This is a genomic window from Paenibacillus radicis (ex Xue et al. 2023), assembly GCF_024722015.1.
GTDB lineage: Bacteria > Bacillota > Bacilli > Paenibacillales > NBRC-103111 > Paenibacillus_S.
Genome location: NZ_JANQBD010000010.1, coordinates 75,065 through 98,339, shown reverse-complemented (window position 1 = coordinate 98,339; position 23,275 = coordinate 75,065). Strand labels below are relative to the sequence as shown.

General features: G+C 45.0%; 20 protein-coding genes. 4 read left to right on the top strand and 16 right to left on the bottom strand.

From position 1 onward, the window contains the following. Positions 1-7: 7 nt before the first annotated feature. Positions 8-967: an ABC transporter ATP-binding protein gene (locus NV381_RS15190; protein ID WP_258214139.1), complete on the bottom strand. Its 960-nt coding sequence runs from the start codon at positions 965-967 to the stop codon at positions 8-10. A 199-nt stretch (positions 968-1,166) separates the two neighbouring features. Between NV381_RS15190 and NV381_RS15185 the strand changes: the two genes are divergently transcribed. From NV381_RS15185 to NV381_RS15170, 4 genes are all read left to right on the top strand, one after another. After that, positions 1,167-2,102 (top strand): RluA family pseudouridine synthase, encoded by a 936-nt coding sequence (locus tag NV381_RS15185; RefSeq protein ID WP_258214138.1) that lies wholly within the window; start codon positions 1,167-1,169, stop codon positions 2,100-2,102. A gap of 50 nt (positions 2,103-2,152) precedes the next feature. Next, positions 2,153-3,100: a helix-turn-helix transcriptional regulator gene (locus NV381_RS15180; RefSeq protein ID WP_258214137.1), complete on the top strand. Its 948-nt coding sequence runs from the start codon at positions 2,153-2,155 to the stop codon at positions 3,098-3,100. 67 nt (positions 3,101-3,167) lie between these two features. Then, positions 3,168-3,707, top strand: coding sequence for a DinB family protein (locus NV381_RS15175; RefSeq protein WP_258214136.1), 540 nt, complete (start codon positions 3,168-3,170; stop codon positions 3,705-3,707). A gap of 249 nt (positions 3,708-3,956) precedes the next feature. Further along, on the top strand, positions 3,957-4,520 hold the full coding sequence (locus NV381_RS15170; RefSeq protein WP_258214135.1) for a guanylate kinase: 564 nt from the start codon (positions 3,957-3,959) through the stop codon (positions 4,518-4,520). A gap of 118 nt (positions 4,521-4,638) precedes the next feature. Here the strand turns inward: NV381_RS15170 and mgrA are convergent, their stop codons facing one another. The 15 genes from mgrA to NV381_RS15095 all read right to left on the bottom strand — a co-directional run bounded on the left by mgrA (position 4,639) and on the right by NV381_RS15095 (position 23,260). After that, entirely contained in the window at positions 4,639-5,634 is a 996-nt protein-coding gene (mgrA, locus tag NV381_RS15165; protein WP_258214134.1) for an L-glyceraldehyde 3-phosphate reductase, read from the bottom strand. A gap of 40 nt (positions 5,635-5,674) precedes the next feature. After that, positions 5,675-6,529: a carbohydrate ABC transporter permease gene (locus NV381_RS15160; protein WP_258214133.1), complete on the bottom strand. Its 855-nt coding sequence runs from the start codon at positions 6,527-6,529 to the stop codon at positions 5,675-5,677. Between the two features lie 3 nt (positions 6,530-6,532). Next, positions 6,533-7,444 carry a carbohydrate ABC transporter permease gene (locus NV381_RS15155; RefSeq protein ID WP_258214132.1) on the bottom strand — a complete coding sequence of 304 codons (912 nt, stop codon included), beginning with the start codon at positions 7,442-7,444 and terminating at the stop codon, positions 6,533-6,535. A gap of 82 nt (positions 7,445-7,526) precedes the next feature. Continuing rightward, a complete protein-coding gene (locus NV381_RS15150) occupies positions 7,527-8,876 on the bottom strand; it encodes an ABC transporter substrate-binding protein (protein WP_258214131.1) in 1,350 nt (449 codons plus the stop codon). A 144-nt stretch (positions 8,877-9,020) separates the two neighbouring features. Next, complete coding sequence (locus NV381_RS15145) at positions 9,021-10,601, bottom strand: response regulator transcription factor (RefSeq protein WP_258214130.1); 1,581 nt, start codon at positions 10,599-10,601, stop codon at positions 9,021-9,023. 103 nt (positions 10,602-10,704) lie between these two features. Continuing rightward, positions 10,705-12,426 (bottom strand): sensor histidine kinase, encoded by a 1,722-nt coding sequence (locus NV381_RS15140; protein WP_258214129.1) that lies wholly within the window; start codon positions 12,424-12,426, stop codon positions 10,705-10,707. A 322-nt stretch (positions 12,427-12,748) separates the two neighbouring features. After that, positions 12,749-13,429, bottom strand: coding sequence for a hypothetical protein (locus NV381_RS15135; RefSeq protein ID WP_258214128.1), 681 nt, complete (start codon positions 13,427-13,429; stop codon positions 12,749-12,751). A 466-nt stretch (positions 13,430-13,895) separates the two neighbouring features. After that, positions 13,896-15,095 (bottom strand): trans-sulfuration enzyme family protein, encoded by a 1,200-nt coding sequence (locus NV381_RS15130; protein ID WP_258214127.1) that lies wholly within the window; start codon positions 15,093-15,095, stop codon positions 13,896-13,898. A gap of 42 nt (positions 15,096-15,137) precedes the next feature. Beyond that, positions 15,138-16,472 (bottom strand): Sapep family Mn(2+)-dependent dipeptidase, encoded by a 1,335-nt coding sequence (locus NV381_RS15125; protein ID WP_258214126.1) that lies wholly within the window; start codon positions 16,470-16,472, stop codon positions 15,138-15,140. 46 nt (positions 16,473-16,518) lie between these two features. Next, on the bottom strand, positions 16,519-17,472 hold the full coding sequence (locus tag NV381_RS15120; protein ID WP_258214125.1) for a uroporphyrinogen decarboxylase family protein: 954 nt from the start codon (positions 17,470-17,472) through the stop codon (positions 16,519-16,521). Between the two features lie 283 nt (positions 17,473-17,755). Further along, positions 17,756-17,950, bottom strand: a complete 195-nt coding sequence (locus NV381_RS15115; RefSeq protein ID WP_258214124.1) for a hypothetical protein — start codon at positions 17,948-17,950, stop codon at positions 17,756-17,758. A gap of 278 nt (positions 17,951-18,228) precedes the next feature. Then, on the bottom strand, positions 18,229-19,239 hold the full coding sequence (locus tag NV381_RS15110) for an extracellular solute-binding protein (RefSeq protein WP_258214123.1): 1,011 nt from the start codon (positions 19,237-19,239) through the stop codon (positions 18,229-18,231). Between the two features lie 142 nt (positions 19,240-19,381). After that, complete coding sequence (locus NV381_RS15105; protein WP_258214122.1) at positions 19,382-20,467, bottom strand: ABC transporter ATP-binding protein; 1,086 nt, start codon at positions 20,465-20,467, stop codon at positions 19,382-19,384. Positions 20,468-20,485: 18 nt separating this feature from the next. After that, positions 20,486-22,141 (bottom strand): ABC transporter permease, encoded by a 1,656-nt coding sequence (locus NV381_RS15100; protein WP_258214121.1) that lies wholly within the window; start codon positions 22,139-22,141, stop codon positions 20,486-20,488. A gap of 84 nt (positions 22,142-22,225) precedes the next feature. Continuing rightward, complete coding sequence (locus NV381_RS15095; protein WP_258214120.1) at positions 22,226-23,260, bottom strand: ABC transporter substrate-binding protein; 1,035 nt, start codon at positions 23,258-23,260, stop codon at positions 22,226-22,228. Between the last annotated feature and the right edge of the window lie 15 nt (positions 23,261-23,275).

Sequence of the window (23,275 nt, the reverse complement as noted above, 5' to 3'; positions counted from 1 at the left end):
TTGCGTTTCATTCCTCTCTCAAGCTCTTCCCAGTCATATGGATAAAGACATCCTCCAATGTAGCTGTCCGCGTCTGCAGGTCAATAATTTTCCATTGCTCTGCTTCAGCACGTTGTATCAAGTCAATAAGCGAGGTCTGCAAATGGTCGGTGTATAATACAAAAACATCCTTGCGCAAATCAGCCTGCTTCACTTTTTGCACGTTATGGAGCTGGTCTAGCATCTCAGTGGATTGCTGTTCCGTCAGCTTCCCCCCCTCTTCTGTCAGGCGAAACTCAATAGCGCTGTCCGACTGCAAACTGCTCACGAGGCTCCGCGGCGTATCCAGCGCGATAACCTGACCGCTGTCCATCAAGCAGATCCGATCACAGAGCACATGCGCTTCTTCCATATAATGAGTCGAGAGCACAACCGTTTTGCCCTGCTCCTTTAATCGTAAAATAATATCCCACAGCGTTCGGCGTGCCTGAGGATCAAGTCCTGTCGTCGGTTCGTCCAGAAAAACAACCTGAGGATCGTTAACCAACGCAAGTCCGATAGCCAAGCGCTGCTTTTGCCCACCGGACAAGTTTTTGACACGGTCATTTACTTTTTCACGCAAAATCATATCATCCATCAACGGCTCAAGGGGAACCGATTCCGGGTAAAAGCTTGCATACATGCGCATAATCTCATGCACCTTCAGCAGCTCGAACAATGAGGTTGATTGAAGCTGAACACCGATAACCTGCTTGACCTTGTTCAAGTCGGTCTGTGTATCAAAGCCTGCCACCTTCGCACTGCCTCCATCAGGCCTTCGAAGACCTTCGATCATTTCCATCGTAGTAGTTTTACCTGCCCCATTGGGACCGAGCAATCCAAACACTTCACCCTTATATACTTCAAAATCTACTCCCTTGACAGCAGTAAAATCGCCATATTTCTTAATTAAGCCCTTCACTTCAATTATAGCTTGCGGTGCAGTCAACGGTCTCGTCCTCCTTCACTCACCTATTTCCCTTATCTTCCACAGTATACCATTCTCCAAATACATAAAGCACATTCATGCTTTCATTGGATGTATGACCTCGGAACATGATATAGTAAGGTCTATAAATCAATGCACCTGAATGAACCCGGGCTCATGCGTCAATGTGGAAACAGCTGTGCAAAAGGAGAACTAAATCATGAATAGAAAAAGGAACCAACCTGCGAACCATAAGCCAAATCCATCTCCAACCAAACTATACACAGTAAAAGAACCTGCGGAGCTATTGAGCTTTTTAATAACTACTTTATCGAATCAAGGGCGCAACTCCATTAAATCCATACTGAGCCGTGGGCAAGTATCCGTGAATAATCAAGTCGTGACCGTATATAACTATCCGCTGCAGCCAGGACAGACGGTGTCCATCCGCAAGGACAGAGCTTCTGAGGCTCCGCCTATGGTAGGGCTTAAAATTTTACATGAAGATGAGGATATCATTGTCGTTCAAAAGGATGCTGGCCTGCTGTCCGTTGCTTCCGATCAAGCTCATGAAAATGAACTGACAGCCTATAAGCAGCTTACAGCCCATGTTCGTATCGGCAATCCGAAAAATCGTATTTTTATCGTTCATCGCCTGGATCGCGACACCTCGGGAGTCATGCTGTTTGCCAAAAGCGAGCGCGTCCAGCAAACGCTGCAAAATGCATGGCAGGATACAGTGAAGGAGCGTACTTACGTTGCCCTTGTTGAAGGAATGGTAAAGAAGCAGGAAGGCACCATTTCATCGTGGTTGAAAGAGAGCGCTACGTTAAAGATGTACTCCAGCTCTTACCCTAATGATGGACAGCATGCTGTGACCCACTATAAAGTCATCCAGTCCAATCGCAACTTCTCGTTGCTGGAGGTCCATCTCGAAACCGGACGGAAAAATCAAATTCGAGTTCACATGCAAGATATGGGCCATCCCATTGCAGGCGATAAGAAATATGGCTCCACCACCAAGCCCATCAATCGGCTAGGGCTGCACGCACGTGTCTTGTCCTTTATACATCCACGATCCGGCGAGCTGCTCCGTTTTGAAACGGAAATTCCCAAGTCATTTATCAATCAATCACGTATAACACCTCCGCAGTAACTGAGAATGGTAGACTTCGATACGATTCTCACCAGGAGGATGCGGCATACATGAACAAAACAGACCGATTGTTAGCCATAGTGTTGCAGCTGCAACGCAAATCGATTTTACGAGCTGAGGATTTGGCAGCTACATTCGAGACAAGCGTGAGGACCATCTATCGAGATATTCAAGCACTTAGCGAAGCTGGAGTGCCGGTGGTAGGTGCTCCAGGGCAGGGATATTCCTTGATGGAAGGGTACTTCCTGCCGCCGATTACTTTCACAGCGGAAGAAGCCGTGACATTGCTCATTGGGACGGATTTTATCGAGCAAAGATTCGATATCGACTATGGAATTAGGGCACGAAGCTCTCGTGGAAAAATTGAAGCCATCCTGCCTGAGCATGTTCGAAGCGAAGCATCTCGAGTACGTAAGACCATCCGACTTCTCGCTTCTAAGGAAGATATATCTAGCGGACAAAATAGAGAGTACATCGAAACGATTCGTCGAGCGATATTGGAGGAGCGGAAGGTAAGATTCGGTTATTCGAAAAGAATGCCCGAAGAAGATGGGAATCGCAGAAGTGTTCGTGAGGCTGCCCCTTATGGACTTGTGCTTGTCCAAGGATCATGGATACTGATTGCACAGTGTGATCTGCGGCAAGACATTCGCCATTTTCGGTTGTCACGAATGACCGACCTTACCGTTCTGGAAGACCGATTCAAGGTACCATCCGATTTTAATTTGCATGATTACACGCCTCTGGATGACCGGAATACACGAGTATCCATTCTGGTCAACCCTGACATCGCGGATAAAGTGAAGGAATCGAATAACTTTTACATGGAAGCTGCAGAGGACCATGCGGAAGGATTGCAAGTGAATTTTCGTGTCCGTCAGCCCGAGGAATTGCTGCACTGGGTCCTCGGCTGGGGGGCGGATGTCGTTGTATTGGAGCCGGAATCTTTCCGGAATCGGGTTCGTGATGAAGCTGAAAAAATGTTCAAACGCTACTGACACACTGTTGTCAGTAGCGTTTTTGTATAGTAGGGCTAGATGATCCTAAAGGAGCTGTTTTAAAAATATGAATACAAACGAAGCCTTACAGCGATTTGAAGAAATTGCGAATCATTATCTTCATGAACTGGATAACTTCAGCATGGACCAGTTGAAACGTCAGCCAAGTGAGAACGAGTGGTCGCTTGGTCAAATGTATCAGCATCTGATTAACTCAGCTCTTTATATGCAGCTTCGCAATATTGAACATTGCATCAGGGCAAGCGATGATTCCATTGCCTCTACAGCGGAAATAACAAAGGAGGGTGCAGCTATATTTGAACAAGGAAGCTTCCCGCCCATACGTATTCAAGTCCCTCCCTCCCCACAATATACACCGGAGCAACCAGAAAGCAAAGAACAGTTGATTCAAGGATTGAACACCGTGATCCATCGAATGAAACAAATCGAGCCGACGCTTGAAAAGGCAACCCTGCAAGCTACGGTCTCCCATCCGCGATTCGGTGCACTGCGTGCGAAAGAATGGTTTTTGCTCATTGAAATGCACTACCGTCACCACCTTCTTCAGATGGACCGTTTGAAAAAAGTATTAGAAATCAACGTATAAATCTAAAGTATCTTCCCAATTGAATAATTTGAATCATACAGGTTCTAAGTAACAATAGTTCAACACATTTCCCCGATAAAAAGACCCCATCAGGTATTCGATGAATCGAATCCAATGATGAGGTCTTCTTTTTCATTGTAATGATGTGCTGGTCAGGTTATTGAAAGAAAATCTATATATTATTACATAGAGTTCAGATATAATTTAAATAAAGCTGCATTATATTCAAAATATTGGGAGGTCATTATAGTGAATGAGATCCATAATAAAAGATTAATTTTTGTATTTACCGGCCCCGATGGTTCCGGGAGAAAAACCGTAGCCCAAAAAGTAGGTGCATTGTGTGAACTGCAAAGAGTCTTATCCTATACAACCCGACCCAGCAGATTATATGAGAAAGATGGAGTAGACTATCACTTCATCACTCCTGAGCAATTTATTGAAGCGGAACAAAACGAAGAATTTATTGAAACTCTTGAAATTGAAGGGGTATTTTACGGAATCAAATCTGTGGAAATTGAAGCTACGTTTCAGAAGCATCCCTACATATACCTTATTCTGAACCGTCAGGGTTCGAAGCTTTTAAAGGAAGTATATGGTGATAAAGTTATCCAGATCATGATTTATGCCGATCGAAACAAGGTGATGAGCCGTTTGCTGGAACGCGGAGATACAACCGAGGTTATTTATAAAAATTTAGACCGTTATGAACAAGAAATGGGTTACTTAAAAGAATGTGACGCTAATGTTGAAAATTATGATCTGGACGATACGGTAGAAGAAGTTGCTGAAATTTTGAAAACCTATATGTAAATTCGCACTCCAATAGCTTTTGAATGCTTATGGCTTGTCCTTATTCCCTATACTGCAAAAGGCTGTGCAGGTCCTTCCCTGCCCAGCCTTTTGTCGTCTAGTCAACCTACTAGGTTGCTTAAAGCAGAATCGTCTCGATCTGCTCGATTTCCGTCGCATCTAATTCCAATCGGTTAATTGCACCTACATTATCTTCAATCTGACTCACCTTGCTCGCTCCTATCAACACAGAAGCAACGCGTTCCTTACGCAGCACCCATGCAAGAGCGAGCTGAGCCAAAGTTTGCCCGCGACCCATGGCAAGCTCGTTCAATCGTTTTATTTTATTCAGCTTCTCTTCGGTAATATCCTTTTCCTTAAGAAACGGACTATTCGAGCTCGCAGCACGGGAATCCTTAGGTATTCCATCCAAATAGCGGTTGGTCAGCACACCTTGAGCCAATGGGCTAAAGGCAATGCAGCCTGCCCCGCCTTCCTCCAGCTCCTCCAATAATCCGTCCTCAACCCAACGATTAAACATGGAATAGGTAGCTTGATGAATCAGCAGAGGTGTTCCAAGTGACTTTAAGATCTGAATCGCCTGTTTGGTCTGCTCCGCGTTATAATTCGAAATTCCAACGTAAAGCGCCTTGCCTTGTCTCACGATTAGGTCCAGTGCCCCCATTGTTTCTTCCATTGGAGTATTAGGATCAGGGCGATGAGAATAGAAAATATCCACATAGTCGAGTCCCATACGCTTCAAGCTCTGATCCAGGCTGGAAATCATATTTTTCTTAGAGCCCCACTCTCCGTACGGCCCAGGCCACATATAATAGCCAGCCTTCGTGGATATGATCATCTCATCGCGATAAGCAGCCAAATCTGATTTGAGGATTTTACCAAAGGTTTCCTCAGCGGAACCGGCAGATGGTCCATAATTGTTAGCCAGATCAAAATGAGTGATTCCTAAATCAAACGAACGGGAGATCATTGCCTTGGCATTAGCCAAAGTATCGACATCGCCGAAATTATGCCACAGCCCTAAGGAGACCGCCGGAAGCTTCAGTCCCGATCTCCCGCAGCGGTTATACACCATTGAATCATACCTTTGTTCATTCGGTACATAAGTTGTCATTATCTTAGCTCCATTTCATTTTCTAGTAAAGGCTGCCTGTCTAGCCCTTCAGTCCTGTTGTACTTATGCCTTCCACAATATACTTTTGAAATACGAAAAATACGACTACTATTGGAACCAAAGACAAGATAGACATCGCGAACATCGCTCCCCAGTCCGTCTTCATCGTCGGGTCGGAGAAATTTTTAATAGCCAAGGAAACCGTCGCCAATTTGGGCGAATTTAAATATAACAAAGGGCTGAAGAAATCATCCCATGTCCAATAGAACTTAAAGATCGATACCGTAATAATGGCCGGGACAAGCAAAGGTACCATAATCCGGATAAAAATCTGATACTTATCACATCCGTCAATATAAGCCGATTCATCCAATTCTTTGGGAATTCCTCTTAGAAATTGGGTAGTAAGAAAGATGAAGAACGCTCCTCCAAAAAATGCGGGGACAATCAAAGGTAAAAATGTATTAATCCATCCGATTTTGTGAAAAAAGATATACTGTGGGATCATCAGTACCTCGCCTGGAAGCATCATTGTCAACATCATACAGCCGAACCAAAAGGATGCCCACTTGAACCGTATTCTGGCAAACCCGTACGCAACCATGGTTGACGAGATAACCGTCCCGATTACAGACAGAATGGTAATGATAAAGGAGTTTTTGAAAAAGACAGAAAATGAAATGCCCGCGAACCCTTTAAATCCGTTAACGTAATTGTCGAAGTTCCATTTCAGAGGAATTAATTGATGCGCATGGGTGAAAATTTCCGTGGTATCCTTCAGGGAGCTGGACAACATCCATAACACAGGGTAGATCATGACCAAGGCAAATAGAGTAACAAAGACATGAACAAGAATACGTCCGGACTGCCTGATTGTTTTTGCTGAGCTGTTCATGCTCTAATCCCCTTTCGATTCGTAATGAACCCAATGTTTAGATGTTTTGAACACGACGGCCGTAAAAAAAGCGATCATAAGCAGCAATACCCACGCCATCGAAGAGCCGTATCCCATTTCATAATAACGGAATGATTTCTCGTACAAATACAGCACATAGAACAACGTCTTATCAAAAGGTCCGCCTCCGGTTACGATCATGCCTTCGGTGAACACCTTGAATCCATTGATAATCCCCATGACCAGATTAAAAAAGATAACCGGCGTCAGCAAAGGGAGCGTGATGCTTTTGAATTTCCGCCATGCGTTCGCACCGTCTACCTGAGCCGCCTCGTATAATTCAGCGGGTATTTGCTTCAACCCTGCAAGAAAAATAAGCATAGAGGAACCAAATTGCCATACGGACAAAACGATCAGCGACAGAAGGGCTGTTGAAGGATGAGTGATCCACGAAACCTTCTCTGTAATTCCAAAGGATGCCTCCAGAAAGGAGTTAAACGCACCCGATGCACCAAATAACTGCCTCCACATGACCGATACGGCGACACTGCCTCCAATCAAAGTTGGCAAATAATAAGTAGCTCTGAAAAAACCGAGAAATTTCAACTTCATGTTTAGAAGCATCGCTACAGCGAGCGCAAAGCAGAGGCGTAAGGGTACAGCAGTAAACACGAAAATCAGGGTCGCCTTAACCGATATCCAATAGCGGGAATCTTCCATAAACATCTCTTTGAAATTGTCCAATCCTACCCATTCCGGAGGAGATAAGATGTCGTATTTGGTAAAAGCAAGATATAGCGAAGCGGCTATAGGAATAATGGAAAAAGCAAGAAAACCAAACAACCAAGGGAAAATAAATACATATCCCGCCGTATTGTCGGATCTCCAAAATGTTTTGTTGCCGACTCCTCTCAAGCTCCATCACCTCGGTTGTGTCCTGGGATAAATCTTGGGATAAACCGATGCAGCTGCAGACAGGCTTATCCCAAGCCTTCCATTATTTTTTCTTAGCCAATACTGCATTCGCTTCTTTTCTGAACTTTTCCGCCGCTTGCTGAGGAGTAATCTTCTCGTAGAATACCTCGGCACGTATATTCGTAAAGATTTTACCTACCTCCGATCCTGCAACAGGAGCAGGAGGATCAATGACGCTTGAATGTTTTTCGACCGTTTGAAGATACTGGGACACTCTCTTTTGCGTATCGCTGAAGCTGTTCTGCATACCAGCAATGAGCTTCGGATGATACGGCATTCCGAAATAAGCGTTCAATGATTTAGCAGCATCAAGATTGTTTGTGAAAAACTCGATAAACTTGGCCGCCTCCTCAGGATGTTTGGAAGAGGCTGCAATGCCATGGAAGAAGGAAGGCTTCATATACATCCCCTTGCCATCGCCTGATCCCGGATACATCGCATAGCCAAGAGGCTTCTTGAGCTGGGTTTCCATTATATCGGCATGGTTGCTCCAGTAGGAGAATCCGCCGAATGCCGCTTGCCCTTTAGGAAACGGACCGTCTTCCAGCCCTCTGACTTCAAGCTCAACGCCAATTGGGCTTATAATGCCTTTTTTCTGCCAATTGAGCTGCAGGTTCATATAGTCAATGAACAATTTATCGTCATCATAGCCAAGTGCGTCCTGCGCCTTATTATAAAAGGATTTGCCTTGTTGTCTGAGCCATACTTCAAAATGACTTTGCATCATATGGGTATCGCCATAAATATTCAGCTTGTCTTTAATCGTCTGCAGGTCTTTCTCATATTGATCCCATGTATAATCCGGACCAGGTGCCTTAACGCCGGCTTTTTCCAGCTTCTCAGGGTCATAGAACATAACTAGGGCATTGTTTCCTATGTTAATGCCATAGGTTTTTCCGTTAATAATACCGCCTTTCATGTTAACTTCCGCTACACCGGTCATATCGATGGTTTTATTGGCTATGTAATCATCCAAAGGCTTCAAAATCCCTTTATTTACATAGTTCTGAATTTGCGAGTAGTCTACACGAACAATATCCGGCAAGCTGTTCGAAGCTGCTTGTACATTAATTTTGTCATTGTAGGCATCGCCCGCATAATATTCCGCTTCTATCTTTATATTCGGGTTGGCCTTCTGGAACAGCTCAATAACCGCGTTGTTCTTATCAACCGTCAATTGTGAGCCTGCCCAATAGGTCATTCTTAAGGTGACGGGGTCATTCTTTTTCGGAGCCGCCGTATTAGGCTGAGAAGCAGCTGGCTCTTTGCCCTTGGTTCCACCGGCATCGGTGCTTGAACCTTGCGAGCATCCGGCGAGCGTGGACGATAATGTCAATAAAGCAGTCAAACAAAGAAACGTAACCTTCTGCATAACGACACTCCCCATCTTGAATTTTCTAAAATCGTATAAGAGAGAATGAAACAGGTTGGCCCCCCCTATTTGCATTTTCAAGTTAATTCTACTTGGTTGCCCATCATATGATAATAAAAAAAACAGACACTTTTTACTTGAAAATCAGTAATGAGTGTCATGTTTTATCATCGTTTTATATTCCACCGGCGTATAGCCTGTATACTTTTTAAAAAGGTTGCTGAAGTACTGCGAATCCCTGCCAAATCCTGTTTGTTCCGCAATTTCATACACCTTATAATTGTTAAATTTTGTCATAAGTTCCTTCGCCCACTCTATTCTGACCCTGGTTACATACTGCGAGAATTTCTCGTTCATTTCTTTTCGAAACAGCTTCCCCAAATAATCCACATTCATATAGAAATAATGCTTGGCAAGCCACTGCAGTGACAGCTCCTCATTCCCTAAATTTTCTTGAATATGCTGAACCATACTGTGAACGAGCATGCGGTTTTTTTGTGAATAGACTTCGTAGTTTTCTTTGGTAATGACATGAGACACGCCAAATATATATCTATGGATCTCCTCCAATGTTTTCATCTGAAGGATAGGTACAATTTTGGGAATATTCTCGTTGATTTTATCCGGCATCGTCTGCCTAACAATGGTCGTGATCAATTCGATGCAATAGCTGATCGCCATATTAATTTCACAACGAAACTCGCGCAGCTTATCAAAGAAATAGGCTAATTCGTCTTTAAGATCTTCCGTATTCCCGATTTTTATTGCCATCACGATGTTGTTATAATTCAAATTCACAATTTCCGTTGCGGTCGAGGACAGCTCCAAATCAACCTCTTCGCTTGTAATAATACTGCTCTCGCCAAGGTAAAACCTGTATTTCAAATACTGCTGGGCATCATGGTAAATCTTTGGAATATCTTCAAATGTGCAAGGATTACTGATCGACAAAGTCAAATCGACTTTATATTTACTCTCAAATTCCTCTTTGATTTTACTGGTCATATTTACCATTTCTTGTAATTCCATATCTTCGATCAGGATGATAAACTTATCTCCTACTATCGTGCTGAGCATAACGTTGCGTGTCTTGATCAGCTCTTCGGAAATATTTTTGAGCGCATATAATTCAACGAACTCAAAAGCAGCCTCCAGCTGGAACAAAATCAATCTTACCTTCTCATCTTGGATGTGTAAAATTTTTTTATAATGCTCCATCTCATGCTTAAAAAAGGTTCTGTTCAGCAAGCAGTCTCTTAGCAGCTGCTCTTTTACTTTAGGCAGCGCTTCGGCAAGCTGGTTTTCCATGAGCTGATAGAAGCTGATCTTATTTCTCTGCTCATCCAATTCGCTGATAACCTGCTGCAATACATGAGTTATGTCCATCTCGTCACAAGGCTTTAATAAATAATGTTTAACGCCATGCTGCATCGCTTTGCTGGCAAACTCAAATTCACCATGGCCTGATAGAACGACAAACTTGGCATCCGGCAGCAGCTTCATCGTTTGCTGGATAAGCTCCAATCCGTCCATTCGAGGCATCTTAACATCCGTTATGATAATATCCGGCCGTATATCCAGCATTTGCTCGTATGCAGATAATCCATCAGGAGCACAGCCGGTAAAATCCAGTCCCAATCGATCCCAATCGATTAATTTGGCAATGCCCTCCCGTATAATTCTTTCGTCATCAACCACGAATACCTTATAGCTCGGATCAATCAATTTTCAACACCTCACCTATCGTCATTTGCTGCCATGGAGTCTGTCTGATGAAGGAAATCCGCGAATATTTGCGGGAAAAGGACGGCTCTCCACTCAGAATGCCCTACGCCGGACTGTTCGTATAGGGGATAGAAATTTTAATGATGGTGCCTTTATCCGGCTCACTCTCTATACGAATGCCATAAGGCTCTCCGAATAAAATTTTCAGCCGTTCATTGATGCTTCTCAATCCAATACCCGTTCCCTCCGCTGCTACCTCATTAAGCTCCAATTTACTCAAATAATCCGCATCCATTCCCGGTCCGGTATCTTGGACAATAATAACGAGCCTGTCAGGTAACTCCTCTGCGTATACGGTTATCTCACACATCTCGGAAGCGGTCTCCACCCCATATTTTATACTGTTCTCAACGATAGGCTGCAAAATAATACATGGAATATACAACGAGTGAAGATGCTCTTCTATTCGCATACGATAAACCAAGCGGTCTTCGAACCGGAATTGCTGAATGTAAATATAATTGGATAAATTCCCGATCTCTTCCTTCAGCGTAATAAATTCCTTATCATTCACTGTACTTCGAAGCAGACTTCCCAGTGCCTTGACCATACCCGAAATTTGCTGCTGTCCGTTCATCCTCGCTAACCAATTGATCGAATCCAATGTATTGTATAGGAAATGCGGGTTTAATTTGGCCTTTAACGTATTGTACTCGGCATCTTTAAGCATGATTTGCTTCACATAATTTTCTTTGATCAATGTATCCAATTTATCTATCATCTTATCGAAATTACGGCTAAGCTGGCCGATTTCGTCCCGATTTTCTGGAAACTCCAGCTTATCCAGCTCGAAATTCCCCTTCTCTACCACCGTAATTTTTTTCGTTAGCTTTTCGATCGGCTGGGTAATGCTTTTGGAAAATCGCAGGCCAACCAGCAGAATGATAAGCAAAACAACAACATACAAGCAGATCAATACAATCTTCATAATAAACGTATCTTTGAAGATGGACCCATAGGGCACAAGATGGATAAAGGTCCACCCCGTATATTGAAGGGTAAAATAGGCGGCCAAATATTTCTCGTGATTCAAGGTGATCAAGCTATAATTATTCACATCATTAAAAAGTAGCTCCTGCTCCTGATAACTGATTGGACTTTCACCAGGATAAATAACTTTATCTCCCGATACGATGAGCAGCGTAGAATCATAATACCTGCTTTCACTCGGTGAGGCATATATAATTTTATCTGCAAAGGTTCTAATCAACAAAGTCCCGAGCGGTTCCATGCTGGAATCATCAATCTCACGAATTTCGCGAAGGGAGAAAAAAGCGTCGTCCTGCAGTATCCCTCCCACCCAGACGCTCGCCCCTTTATATTCCGAAGCTTTTTCACGCAGGCTCTCCATATCGCTGGAACTGATGGTTTTGACATTTAATCCGACACCATGAGAATTATTGTTTGTATCAAGAATCGTAATGGAGGAGACCGCGTAATCGAATAAATGATAGGAAAGCAGCTTCTTCTTTAATTCATTTGCTGCGAAATAAGCCTCATAGGTCCCTGGAGCTGTCTTGATTTCTTTCAAATACCTTTGGACATCTGCGTCGGACATGATCGAAAGGGATAATTTATCGATATTCAGCAGCTTTTCTTCGATCCGCTGCGAGAACAGGTGAAACTTATCCGTTGTTTCTCGATAGATCAAGCTATCATACAAGGATTGCGAAAGCTGTACAAACAGCCAGCCCAGGAAGCTGGTCAAAAAAGCCCCCATAATGATAAAAATGAATAGCTTATGTTTGATTTTTAAGTTTCTCATAGGATCACCTGTGTAAATTATACCATAGCCTCTCAGATGGCAGATCGCCAAATTCCTTTGAGGAAATGGAGCTGCACTCTTATATTCTCAACCAGTAAATCTCGCCGATCACCAGTTCCTGTCTTAATACATTGGCTGAAACCAGACGTTGGGGCGTCATCTAAAACCAGAGCATAGTTCCTTGGCTACCCATACGTTGGTGCGTCGCCTAAACCCAGACCTCTAAAACCAGACCCTAGTTCCTTGGCTAGACCCATACGTTGGTGCGTTGGGAGGGAATAGGGTATGGGGTTACGGCCACTGTTGAAGTCATGTTCCTTGATTAAACGGCTTGCAGCGGTGTGAACACACCTTCAAAGGCGGACGCTATTGCTCCTACACCCCATACCCATTCCCTCTCTTGTTCTACTCTATGCTTGGGAAGTTTCCTTGCTTGCTTGCTTTGCTTTCCTGCTTTCCTGCTTTCCTGCTTTCCTATTTCCTGCTTTCCTATTTCCTGCTTTCCTATTTCCTGATTTACTTGCTTCCTGCTTCCTTGTTCCTTGTTCCTTGTTTCCTTGCTTCCTTGCTTCTTGCTTCCTTGCTTTCCTGCTCCCCTATTTCTTGGTTTCCTCGCTTCCTTGCTTCCTTGCTTCCTTGCTCCTTGCTCCCTGCTTCCTTGCTTCCTTGCTCCTTGCTCCTTGCTCCTTGCTCCTTGCTCCCTGCTTCTTTGCTCCCTGCTTCCTTGCCCCCTGCTTCCTTGCTCCTTGCTCCTTGCTTCCTTGCTTCCTTGCTCCCTGCTTCCTTGCCCCCTGCTTCCTTGCTCCTTGCTCCTTGCTCCCTGCTCTTTGCTCCCTGCTTCCTGCTTCCTGCTTCCTTGCTTCCTGCTTCCTTGCTCCCTGCTTCCTTGCTCCCTGCTCCCTGCTCCCTTGCTCCCTGCTTCCCTGCTTCCCTGCTTCCCTGCTTCTCTGCTGCTTGTTCCTTGCTTCCTTTCTCCTTGTTTCCCTATTTCCCATCCCAGCATTCTAACCGGTCTCGATCCGATACCGAGGCTTCTCCTGTTTGAGGAGATAACATCATACTAAACCTTTTCATCGATTGAGTTGCTCTCTTGAGAGGGGCTACTGCTCACTAATATTCTTAAGCGGAACGTCAGTCCCTTATTTACTATACTTCCACTCGAATTCATGGAGCTGAGGAACTACGATGCCTTATTTCATCCTCCAATAGGCTGTAATGCCATATTTCAAGTAAATAAGTGATCGTAGTTCCCTTTCACTCGAATGATCACGTGTGCAGTTCAAAATAGCGCATCCTTGTTCCTCTAACGTGCCAAATAAGTAAAGGAGATGAAGTAAACCTCCAAATTCAAATCCAGTTGCTAGTGAATGGCGCCTCCGATGTTCATAAAAACCTGTTGCATCCCCATTCCTAAACAGCGAAAAATCGGTGCGGGAACTAAGGCCCGGCCGATTTTCCGATAACGCTGTTTATACGCTGGCTATGTTAAAATCAAAGCCCTTATCCTGATTGCCGGGACTTTGTTTAGGCTGAAAAAACGAATGGATGCTGCTCACATCTTCAATCAAATCAGCCGTATCTTCCAGCCCAATATTAAACCGAATCAAGCTTACTGGACGCTCGGGCGAGGCATCGGGCACCAAGCCTACCACCAGCACCAGACTTTCATACCCTCCAAAGCTGAGGCCGATTCTGAAATAATCGAGCTGATCCACCCATGTTTTGGCCTGCTCAAGCGTACCCTCCACCTCGATGGACATCAGACTGCCGTAACCGCCCATCTGCGAAAGGGCGAGCTCATGCTGAGGATGCGTGGAGAGCCCGGGAAAATTGACCCTTCTTATGCAGGAAACTGTGCTGAAGTATTCCGCCATTGTCTGCGCTGACTTGCTTAAGCGTTCCATCCGCAAAGGAAGAGTCCTCATTCCACGCAGCAATAAGGACGCCGTATGAGGAGTCATCACCCCTCCCAACAGTTGATGGTCGATACGGCTCAATTTATCAATAAGCTCCGATGATCCAATCACAGCGCCACCTAGAACATCGCTATGCCCACCGACATATTTCGTTAACGAATGAACAACCAGGTCGATGCCCATCCGCAGCGGATTTTGATAACATGGAGACGCCCATGTATTATCAATGATTGTTTTAATGCTGCGCGCTTTGGCAGCTTGGACGCAGGCAGCCAAATCCTGCAGCTGGAAATAATAGCTGGTCGGACTCTCCAAATAGATAAGAGCTGTATTTTCACGAATGGCTTCCGTAATTTTATCCATGGATGTGCCGTCCACATAGGTTACTTCAACGCCATACCGGGTCAAGAAAAACTCCAAAAACTCTCTGGTGCCGAAATACACCTGATCAACGCATATGATATGATCACCCGTTCGTACGGTAGATAAGATAGCCGCAGAAATAGCAGCCATACCGGAAGCGAAGCATTGAGCCCTCTCTCCGTACTCCAGTGCGGCCAATCGCTTTTCTAATTCCTGTACCGTCGGATTTCCCATCCGGCTGTATTTGAAGGAATGCCCCGGCTCATCGCTTTTGGCGTAAGAAAATAATGTATTCTGATAGATGGGGATCGAAACAGCCCCTTGATGCCTCTCATCATGCTTATCGTGGGCAACAAATGTAAACGGTAAAGGGTTCTTTTGCGAGTTCAAGCGAATACCCCCTTTCTGGTAATTCTGACTTTTTGTTATTTGCTATTTCTTCGACAGCTCATATAGCGCTTGGGTACAAACCTCAGCATGCCGCATCAATTGATCGATTCCGATATTTTCGTCTGCCTGGTGAAAATTAGTGGCTGGCGATCCCGGAAAAGAAGGGCCGAAGGTGACTCCGCGATTGTGCAGCTTCTTCGCATAGGTTCCTCCCGCCATGGAAATCAGCCTCGCCTGTTCGCCAGTCACCGTCTCATAAGCACGGCTTAGCATGCCGATTAACGGATGGTCCGGTGCCATGTACAGTGCAGGCATATGTGCTTTAACGACAGTTTCCAGCCCGGCGTCTGCGGCAATCTTTGTAAGAAGGGAAATGATTTCATCCCCCTCCGCCGACACGGGGTAACGGATGTTCAGCGTAACTTTAGCTTCCTCACGGTTTACAGCGATGCTCGCCAAGTTCACGGTAACATTGCCATGTATCTCTTCCTCAAAAGCGATGCCAAGAGAAGTTCCATCCAGCTCCTTACCGACTCGCTGCTGCAGAAACCGCAGAAACGGCTCAGCCGCAAGACCCGAACAGAGCGGGTTAGACGTAATTTCCTCAATCAAACGAGTGATCGCATTGATCCCGTTATGCGGCCAAGCTCCGTGAGACGCCTTTCCTGTCTTCTCCAGCGCTAATAACTGCTTGCCATCTACCGCAAGCACTTCGGCACGACACAGGTCAGGCACCACATTAGCGGCGTCTCCACCCTCGATCCGGATCCAGTTGGCGCTGCCGCTTGCTTCCAGCTTTTGTATCCACGAAAAGGTGATAACCCCTTTCTCAGCATTCGATATTGGATATCCCCCATCGGTAACAAAAGCGTAGTCCGGCAATGGCTCCTGCTCGAAATAATAGTCCAGATCGTTCATGCCATTCTCTTCATTCGTGCCGAAGATAACCCGAATCCTCCGATCCGGAATGAAACCTGCCTGCTTAAGCGCATATAGACTGTAAAGCGCCGCAATAACCGCGAATTTATTGTCGGATGCACCCCGTCCATAAATTTTGCCGTCCACAATCTCGGCCGACAGTGGAGGATATGTCCATCCATCACCGATGGGTACCGTGTCGACATGGGTTACAACGGCAGCTATCTCGTCTCCGGAACCAAATTCAGCATGCCCTGTATAGCCATTCACATGGGCCGTCCGAAATCCCAGTTCTGAAGCCAGATCCAGCATGTAATGCAGAGCTTGGTTTACTCCCTCGCCATACGGCATCCCCGGCTTAGGCTCTTCCATTACACTGTGGATTTGAATAAGCTGGCGCAAGTGATGAATCATTTCCTTCTCGTATTGCCGAACTGAGTGTCCAATGTGCATCGCCATTTTCTCTCTCCTCACCTGGGCTCATTAAGCCCTTCCCGATGTACGGTTACTGGGCCGCTTTGGCTGCTTCTACTACCCATTTAATCCGCTGCCTGTCGATATCGCCAGAAAGTGAGCAATCCGCACCTAGAATAACCCCGGTAGTACCCGTTTCCTCTATGAGATTAGCTGTAAATTGATCGACATCTGCTTTCGTACCGCTATATAAAAGGCCTTCCTTTGTATTATCGAATCCGCCCAAAACAGCCTTTCCACCAAAAAATTCCATCCCCTCTTTTAATCCTAATTCCTCTACATATATAGCCCAGTTAAAGGCTTTTGCCGGATAATCCCGCCAGCATTCCAAACGATTCTTAATGCCTGCCCAACCACATAGATGAAGCATGTTATTATCGCTAAATTTATTGGCATGGTCCAGCACATATTTGTCACTTGGCGTAATCCACTTCCGGTATTCGTCATAGGTGAAACGATCCATCTCTCCGCCCTGTAAGCAATAATAAGCTCCGGTACATTGACCTTCTGTAATAATAAGCTCTGCCAGCATAGCCTGATCCTGCGCAATTACATCCAATGCATACATGACAGCCTCAGGATCCTCTTTCAAATGCCTCATAACGAGCTCATCTGAAGTTCCGAACCGAATGCAGGAGAAAGGTGCGAACACATTGTAAAATATGCAGCACTCCCCGTTAACACGGTCGCTGATCCCTTTTGCCCGTTCAACCTGCTCTTTGATATATGGATGGTCCTTGCCCAATGGCTTCAATTTACGCCAATCTGTTGCCTCTTTGATTTCCGCATTAATTGGAAAAGCGAAATAACCATCACACATAATTTTGATAAAATCGATATCGCTATCCTTATAATGCTGAACATGAGCTTCTATGCATGCTTCCCCTTTGGCCTCTTCGCCAGAGAAATGAAACCAGAAGCCAACAGGAACCTTGTCTACAGCTTGCTTGTTCAATGCGTTAAGAACTCTAGTTTTTTTATCCAATCTAATCACTATCCTTCGCTATATAATTTTTTGTTCATTAAAGCACGTTTTACTACCCTTTAAGTGCTCCGATCATTAAGCCTTTGACAAACTATTTTTGCAGAAAGGGATAAACAAACTGGGACCGCAGAAATGACATTGCCCAAGGATCGTCCATAATAGCCCTTCATGCTTCAGCAGCATGCGAGGATCACATAATAAAGGGGGTAAATAGTTACTAGCATTAGCAGTATCATGAATAAAATATTTACCAGATTAAACAGCTTTTCGGCTGCTGTACTCTCTATCGCCATCCCCCGTCCCCCTTTAAGGTTACGTCACCTTTCGCGATAGGCAGCTTGTTTGATTTCGGGCTGTTATTATTCGCAGGTTTATCTGCAGCTGCAGGACCCGAGCAGCTTGAGCAGGCTGTTGACAACACCGGCTGGCCACCCAGCACAGCTGCCGTAATTCCTTTTACATGTGGATGTGCAGGCATTCACTTTTCTGACCTCTTTATAGTTTTTACGTAGTAAAAACTCGCTTCGCAAGTGTCTGTTTCGTTCATCATTCCTCCTATCTTTCATTCAATTTAGTCAGGTCTAGTTGAAATTAGAGTAAGTTTACTATCTTTATTCCAAAATAAACATAAAAAAAAGCAGACATTTTTGTGAGAAAAACCGAAATCATAACAAGGTATCGTTAGATTGGTTTCTCTTACAATGTCCACTTTTTACCATTTTAAGGGCATTATTCAGTGCTCAAATGAAGCTTCAGTTACTTGACCAAGCGCCATCTATTCAGCAATTGCTCACGATGACGTGCGGCGATATCAAAGCGATAAGTCACGAGCAGATTTTCCAGCTTTACAGGAGTTAGCAGCGGATTGACCGTAATGTTGGGAAGTACAGGAAAAGAGAATGCGGTATTCATGTATTCGGTCTGCGCCTCTTTGGATAACACAAAATCAACGAACTTTTGGGCCGCTGCTGTATTGTTCCCACTCTTCAATATGGATACAGCACCAATCTCCCAGCCTGCTTGAGGGGGAATATAGGAGTTGATGTCATAGCCCGAATTTTTAAAACGCAGCTGGTCACCGAGGAAGTTCACTACCGCTGCCACATCCCCGACGGCTAAACGTTGTGCAGAAGTGATCCCTGCAAAAGTGGTCGATGAGCTCTGCTTCTTAAGCGCCTGCATCAATTGAATGGCTTCGTCCTCCCCCCGCTGCTGAGCAAGCGAAGCAAGGAGTGTATAGCCAGTTCCTGAGGTTTCCGGGTCAGGGATTTCTATTTTCCCCTTCAACTCAGGGCGCAATAAATCTTCATACTTCTGCGGCAGCGGTAAGGAGGCCAATTGCGGGTCCTGCCGCCATACCGTCTGATTAACGCCAATCGCAAGCGCCCCCATATACATACCTGTCCAATAGCCTTCCTTATCTTTATATTGTGCCGATATTCCATCAGCCATGTAGGAGGTATAATGAACGGATTTCCCCTTGTTTTTCAGCTGCTCGTGGAGATCAGCCGGACCGCCTAGCACAACATCAATCCCTGTTTTCTCTATAGTCAACAGATGGTAGCTTGCTTCCCCACTGGACATACGAATCATTTCATACGGCTGATTGGCCTTCTTTTTAAACTTTTCCAGCAAAATGCGGCCCTCGTCTTCCTGAAATATAACGTAAACTTTAAGGGGCTGGCTGCTTGTTTTCTCCGAATAAAAGGAATAGCCTATGAACGCCGCTGCTGCCAATATTAGAATAACGATTCCTTTCTTCCACATACCAACCGCCTCCTGCGCATAGAATCCAAGGATAAATAGCTTCGCCAGCTTTCTTTCAAGTCTCACGTAATTGTATCAAGGCCAAAAAAGGAAAACCGTTGTTTTCCTTTTTTAGTATTCACTATTGTGAGCTTATTCTATTTTACTTCGCCACTTTAATCAAATGAATTTTATCCGCTGCAGCTCGTATTTTCACTATACCTTGAAAGGAAGTCTGGCCTATGTCATAGGCGTCAACGATCCATTCCTTCCCCTCGTCTCCTGCGAGGAAATACCGCTCTTTCTCACCGAGAAACATAGACGATTTAACTACGACACCGTTCATTTCAAAATCTCCTGGATCGGGCTGTTGATTGATGCGCATCGATTCCGGACGAATGCTTAGCAGCACCTGCTCTCCAACTGTTAGCTGCTCTTTGGTGCTTATAGTTACAGTATCACTAGCACTGCCGTATTTTACAGTCACGTTTTCCCCATCTATATGAACCGTGACAGCTTCAACAAAATTCGTTGTCCCAATAAAATCGGCTACATATTGCGTACGAGGCTTATAGTAAATTTCATGCGGCGTGCCGTGCTGATCAATAACACCTTTATTAAAAACAACAATCTGATCCGACATGGACAAAGCCTCCAGCTGATCGTGGGTTACGTAAATGACGGTTAAACCAAGATCCAGCTGTATATTCCGCAGCTCGACCCGTACCTCTTCCCGCAGCTTGGCATCCAAATTACTTAGCGGCTCATCCAACAATATGATCGGGGAGTCCATGACAAGAGCTCGCGCCATCGCAACACGCTGCTGCTGTCCACCAGACATTTCATGCGGGTAACGCTCCTCCAAGCCGGTTAATTTCACCTTAGCCAAAGCTGCCTTGACCCGGTCCTGTATCTCCGCTTCGGGGCGCTTCTGAATATCCAGGCCGTAGGCGACATTATCGAACACCGTCATATGAGGAAATAGGGCATACTCTTGAAACACCATCGGGGTTCCCCGTTTGTAAGGAGGCAGATCATTCACAAGCTTCCCGTCAATCCAGATTTCACCCTCATCTACCGTGTAAAATCCTGCGATAGAACGCAGCAGGGTCGTCTTTCCGCAGCCGCTGGGCCCTAAGAAAGTAATAAATTTACCTGCTTCAATCTGCAAATCAATATTTTTGAGAACGTGATTGGTACCGAACACCTTATTCACATTCTTGAGATCAAGCAGCACCTGTGTGCTCATTACGACCACTCCCTGCATCTAGAAATCAAAGATTTTTACCTTGTTGCCAAAAATCAACTTCATTATGCCCAGTGTCCCAAGCGTTGCACCCATCAGTCCCACCGCCACGGCGGCAGCCCAGTAATAAGTTCCGGTCTCTGCGTAATTAAAAATGGATACAGCCGCTACAACCCATTGAGGCGTAATGAGGAAAACAATCGTACTTAACGTATTCATATTTTTCATAAAAGCATAGACAAAATTAGCTACGACCGTTTTTTGCAGCATTGGGAATACAATGGTCGTCAATGTCTTGCGGCTATCAGCGCCAAGATTCGTTGCCGCCTCTTCGATGGATTTATCTACCTGCTTGAACGATGCGGTCAATCCACGGTACCCGACAGGCATCTGCTTAAGCAGCATCGCTACGATAATCAATACGGCAGAGCCCTGAAGAATGATCGGTCCTGAGCTAAAGGCTACAATCAAGGCGAGCCCTACGAAGGTACCCGGCAAAGCAATCGGCAGCACTGCTGTGAAGTCCAGCAATCTTTTGCCTGGAAACGGTTTGCGCACAACGACATAAGCTAACACCAACGCAAACGCAACAGCAAGCAAAGAGCTGATTAGAGATAACACCAAGCTGTTAAGCACCGCAGGACTGGACGGATTAAATACGACTTTCATTATATGATCCAGTGTAAACGTATTGTCTCTTCCGAAATTTTTCGTAAAAGCGAACAAAATCGTAATCGCAAACATCGCTATGATGAATAAGGAGATTAGACTATTAAACGAAAAAAGCAGGATATTCGTCTTTCTTGAGGTCGTAATCCGATTCAAACCTGATACAGGCTTACCTGTAATGGTTGAATAAGAGCCCTTGGACATGATCTTGTTCTGAAGGACAAAAACTAGCAGGGCTGGAATAACAAGAATAATACCCATAACGGAAGCAAGCCCAGGTTGGTTATTAATGATTTCACCATAAATTTCAACAGCCAATAGGGAATAATTGCCGCCAATCAGCTTCGGATTTCCAAAATCAGCAAAGCAGTTAATAGCTACGAGTAAGAAAGCGTTAATGACTCCGGGCAGCGCCAGCTTAAAGGTAATCGTACGAAACAGCTTAAAGCCTCTAGCGCCCAGATTTTGTGCTGCAATCTCCAGATTCGGAGAAATCGAACGAAGTACGCCTGTAATGGTCATGTAAGCAAGCGGGAAATAAGAAATCGTCTGGACAATCCATAGACCAGGCAGCCCATATAAATCAAGCTCGACATCAAACCATGCTTTCATCCATTGGGATACAGAGCCACCCCGGCCGAACAACAGCAGGAAGGCCAAGCCGCTCATCACCGAAGGTGCCAGCAGCGGTAAAAAAGCAATGAATCGAAAAAATTTCTTCCCTGCAATGTTGCTATAATTAATAGCGTATGCATAGATAAAACCAAATATCGTTGCCGTAATTGCTGACAGTGAGGAACTGACTATTGTATTAAGAAGAGCTGTTCCGTAACGGCTTTTACTAAAAAACGTTCCCCAATCTCCACCACTTGGAATAAAAATGACGAATACTAGCGGGTAAATAACAAACAGAAGCAACAGCGCAAAACAAATCAATACGAGCATGAGTGAAGAAGGATCCTTTAAGAGCCTGCCGATCGACTCCCCGATGCCACTTTTCTCTTTCATAGGGGGAGAGCTACCACCTTTCTTCTTGTTCCATTAGGGGTACTGCGGGAACTCAACGTGCCTGCAGTACCCCTCTGGCACAACTTATTTCAAATCCTTCAAAGCATCCTGAAGCGCTTTTCTTTGTTCAGCTGCTGTCCATAAGCTATATGTTTTGTTATATTTGGTTGTTTTGATATCAACACCGCCCTGTGGAATAGGCACGGATGGCTTAACCGAAACGGAATAGGCCGATTGTGTATAAATCATTCCTGGTTCTTTAGTTAGCATGTAATCCATCAGTTTTTTGGCAGCGGCTGTATTCGGACCATTCTTAACAATGGCAAGTCCGCCTACTTCATAGCCTGCAGCTTCCGGAACGATACTAACAATCGGATTGCCTTGGTTTTTCACTTTAATCTGGTCGCCCAGGAAGGTAATTCCGATAGTGTATTCACCTTTACCGGCTTTTTGGATAGGCTCAATACCGGATTTCGGTCTTTCCTTCAGGTTTGGCAGCAACTGGGTCATATACTTCAGCATTTCATCCTTGCCCCATACTTGAGCGAGAGATGCAACGGCTGTGTAGGACGTACCTGACGTAGCCGGATCGGACATACCGATCTCACCTTTGAATTTAGGATCCAGCAAATCTTTAAACGTCTGCGGATAGGCGGCTGTTCCGTATTTTTCCTTCCAACGCTTCTCGTTGATACCGATTGCAATTGGATTCAAATAAAATCCGGTCCAAGCTCCGTCTTTATCCTTCATGTTGTCAGGAATATCAGATGCATTCGGCGAGACGTAAGCTTCCAAAGCCCCTGCCTTTTTCAATACCTCATGAGAATCTGCCGGACCGCCCATTAAAAAGTCGGCTTGCGGCTTACCCATTTCATTCTGTACACGTGAAACCGCTTCACCGCTTGGCAAACGCAGAACATCGTAATCAATGCCCGTTTCCGCTTTGAACTTTTCAAGAAGCATACGAGCTTCTTCCTCTTGGAAGATCGAATACACGGTAACTTTCCCCTGAACCTTACCTCCGAATACTCCCGATTTGTACATAAAGAACCCTGCTATCAGCACAACTACAATTACAGATAAACTAATGAGCGAAGTATTGCTTTTCTTTCTAGCCATTTCATCAACCATCCC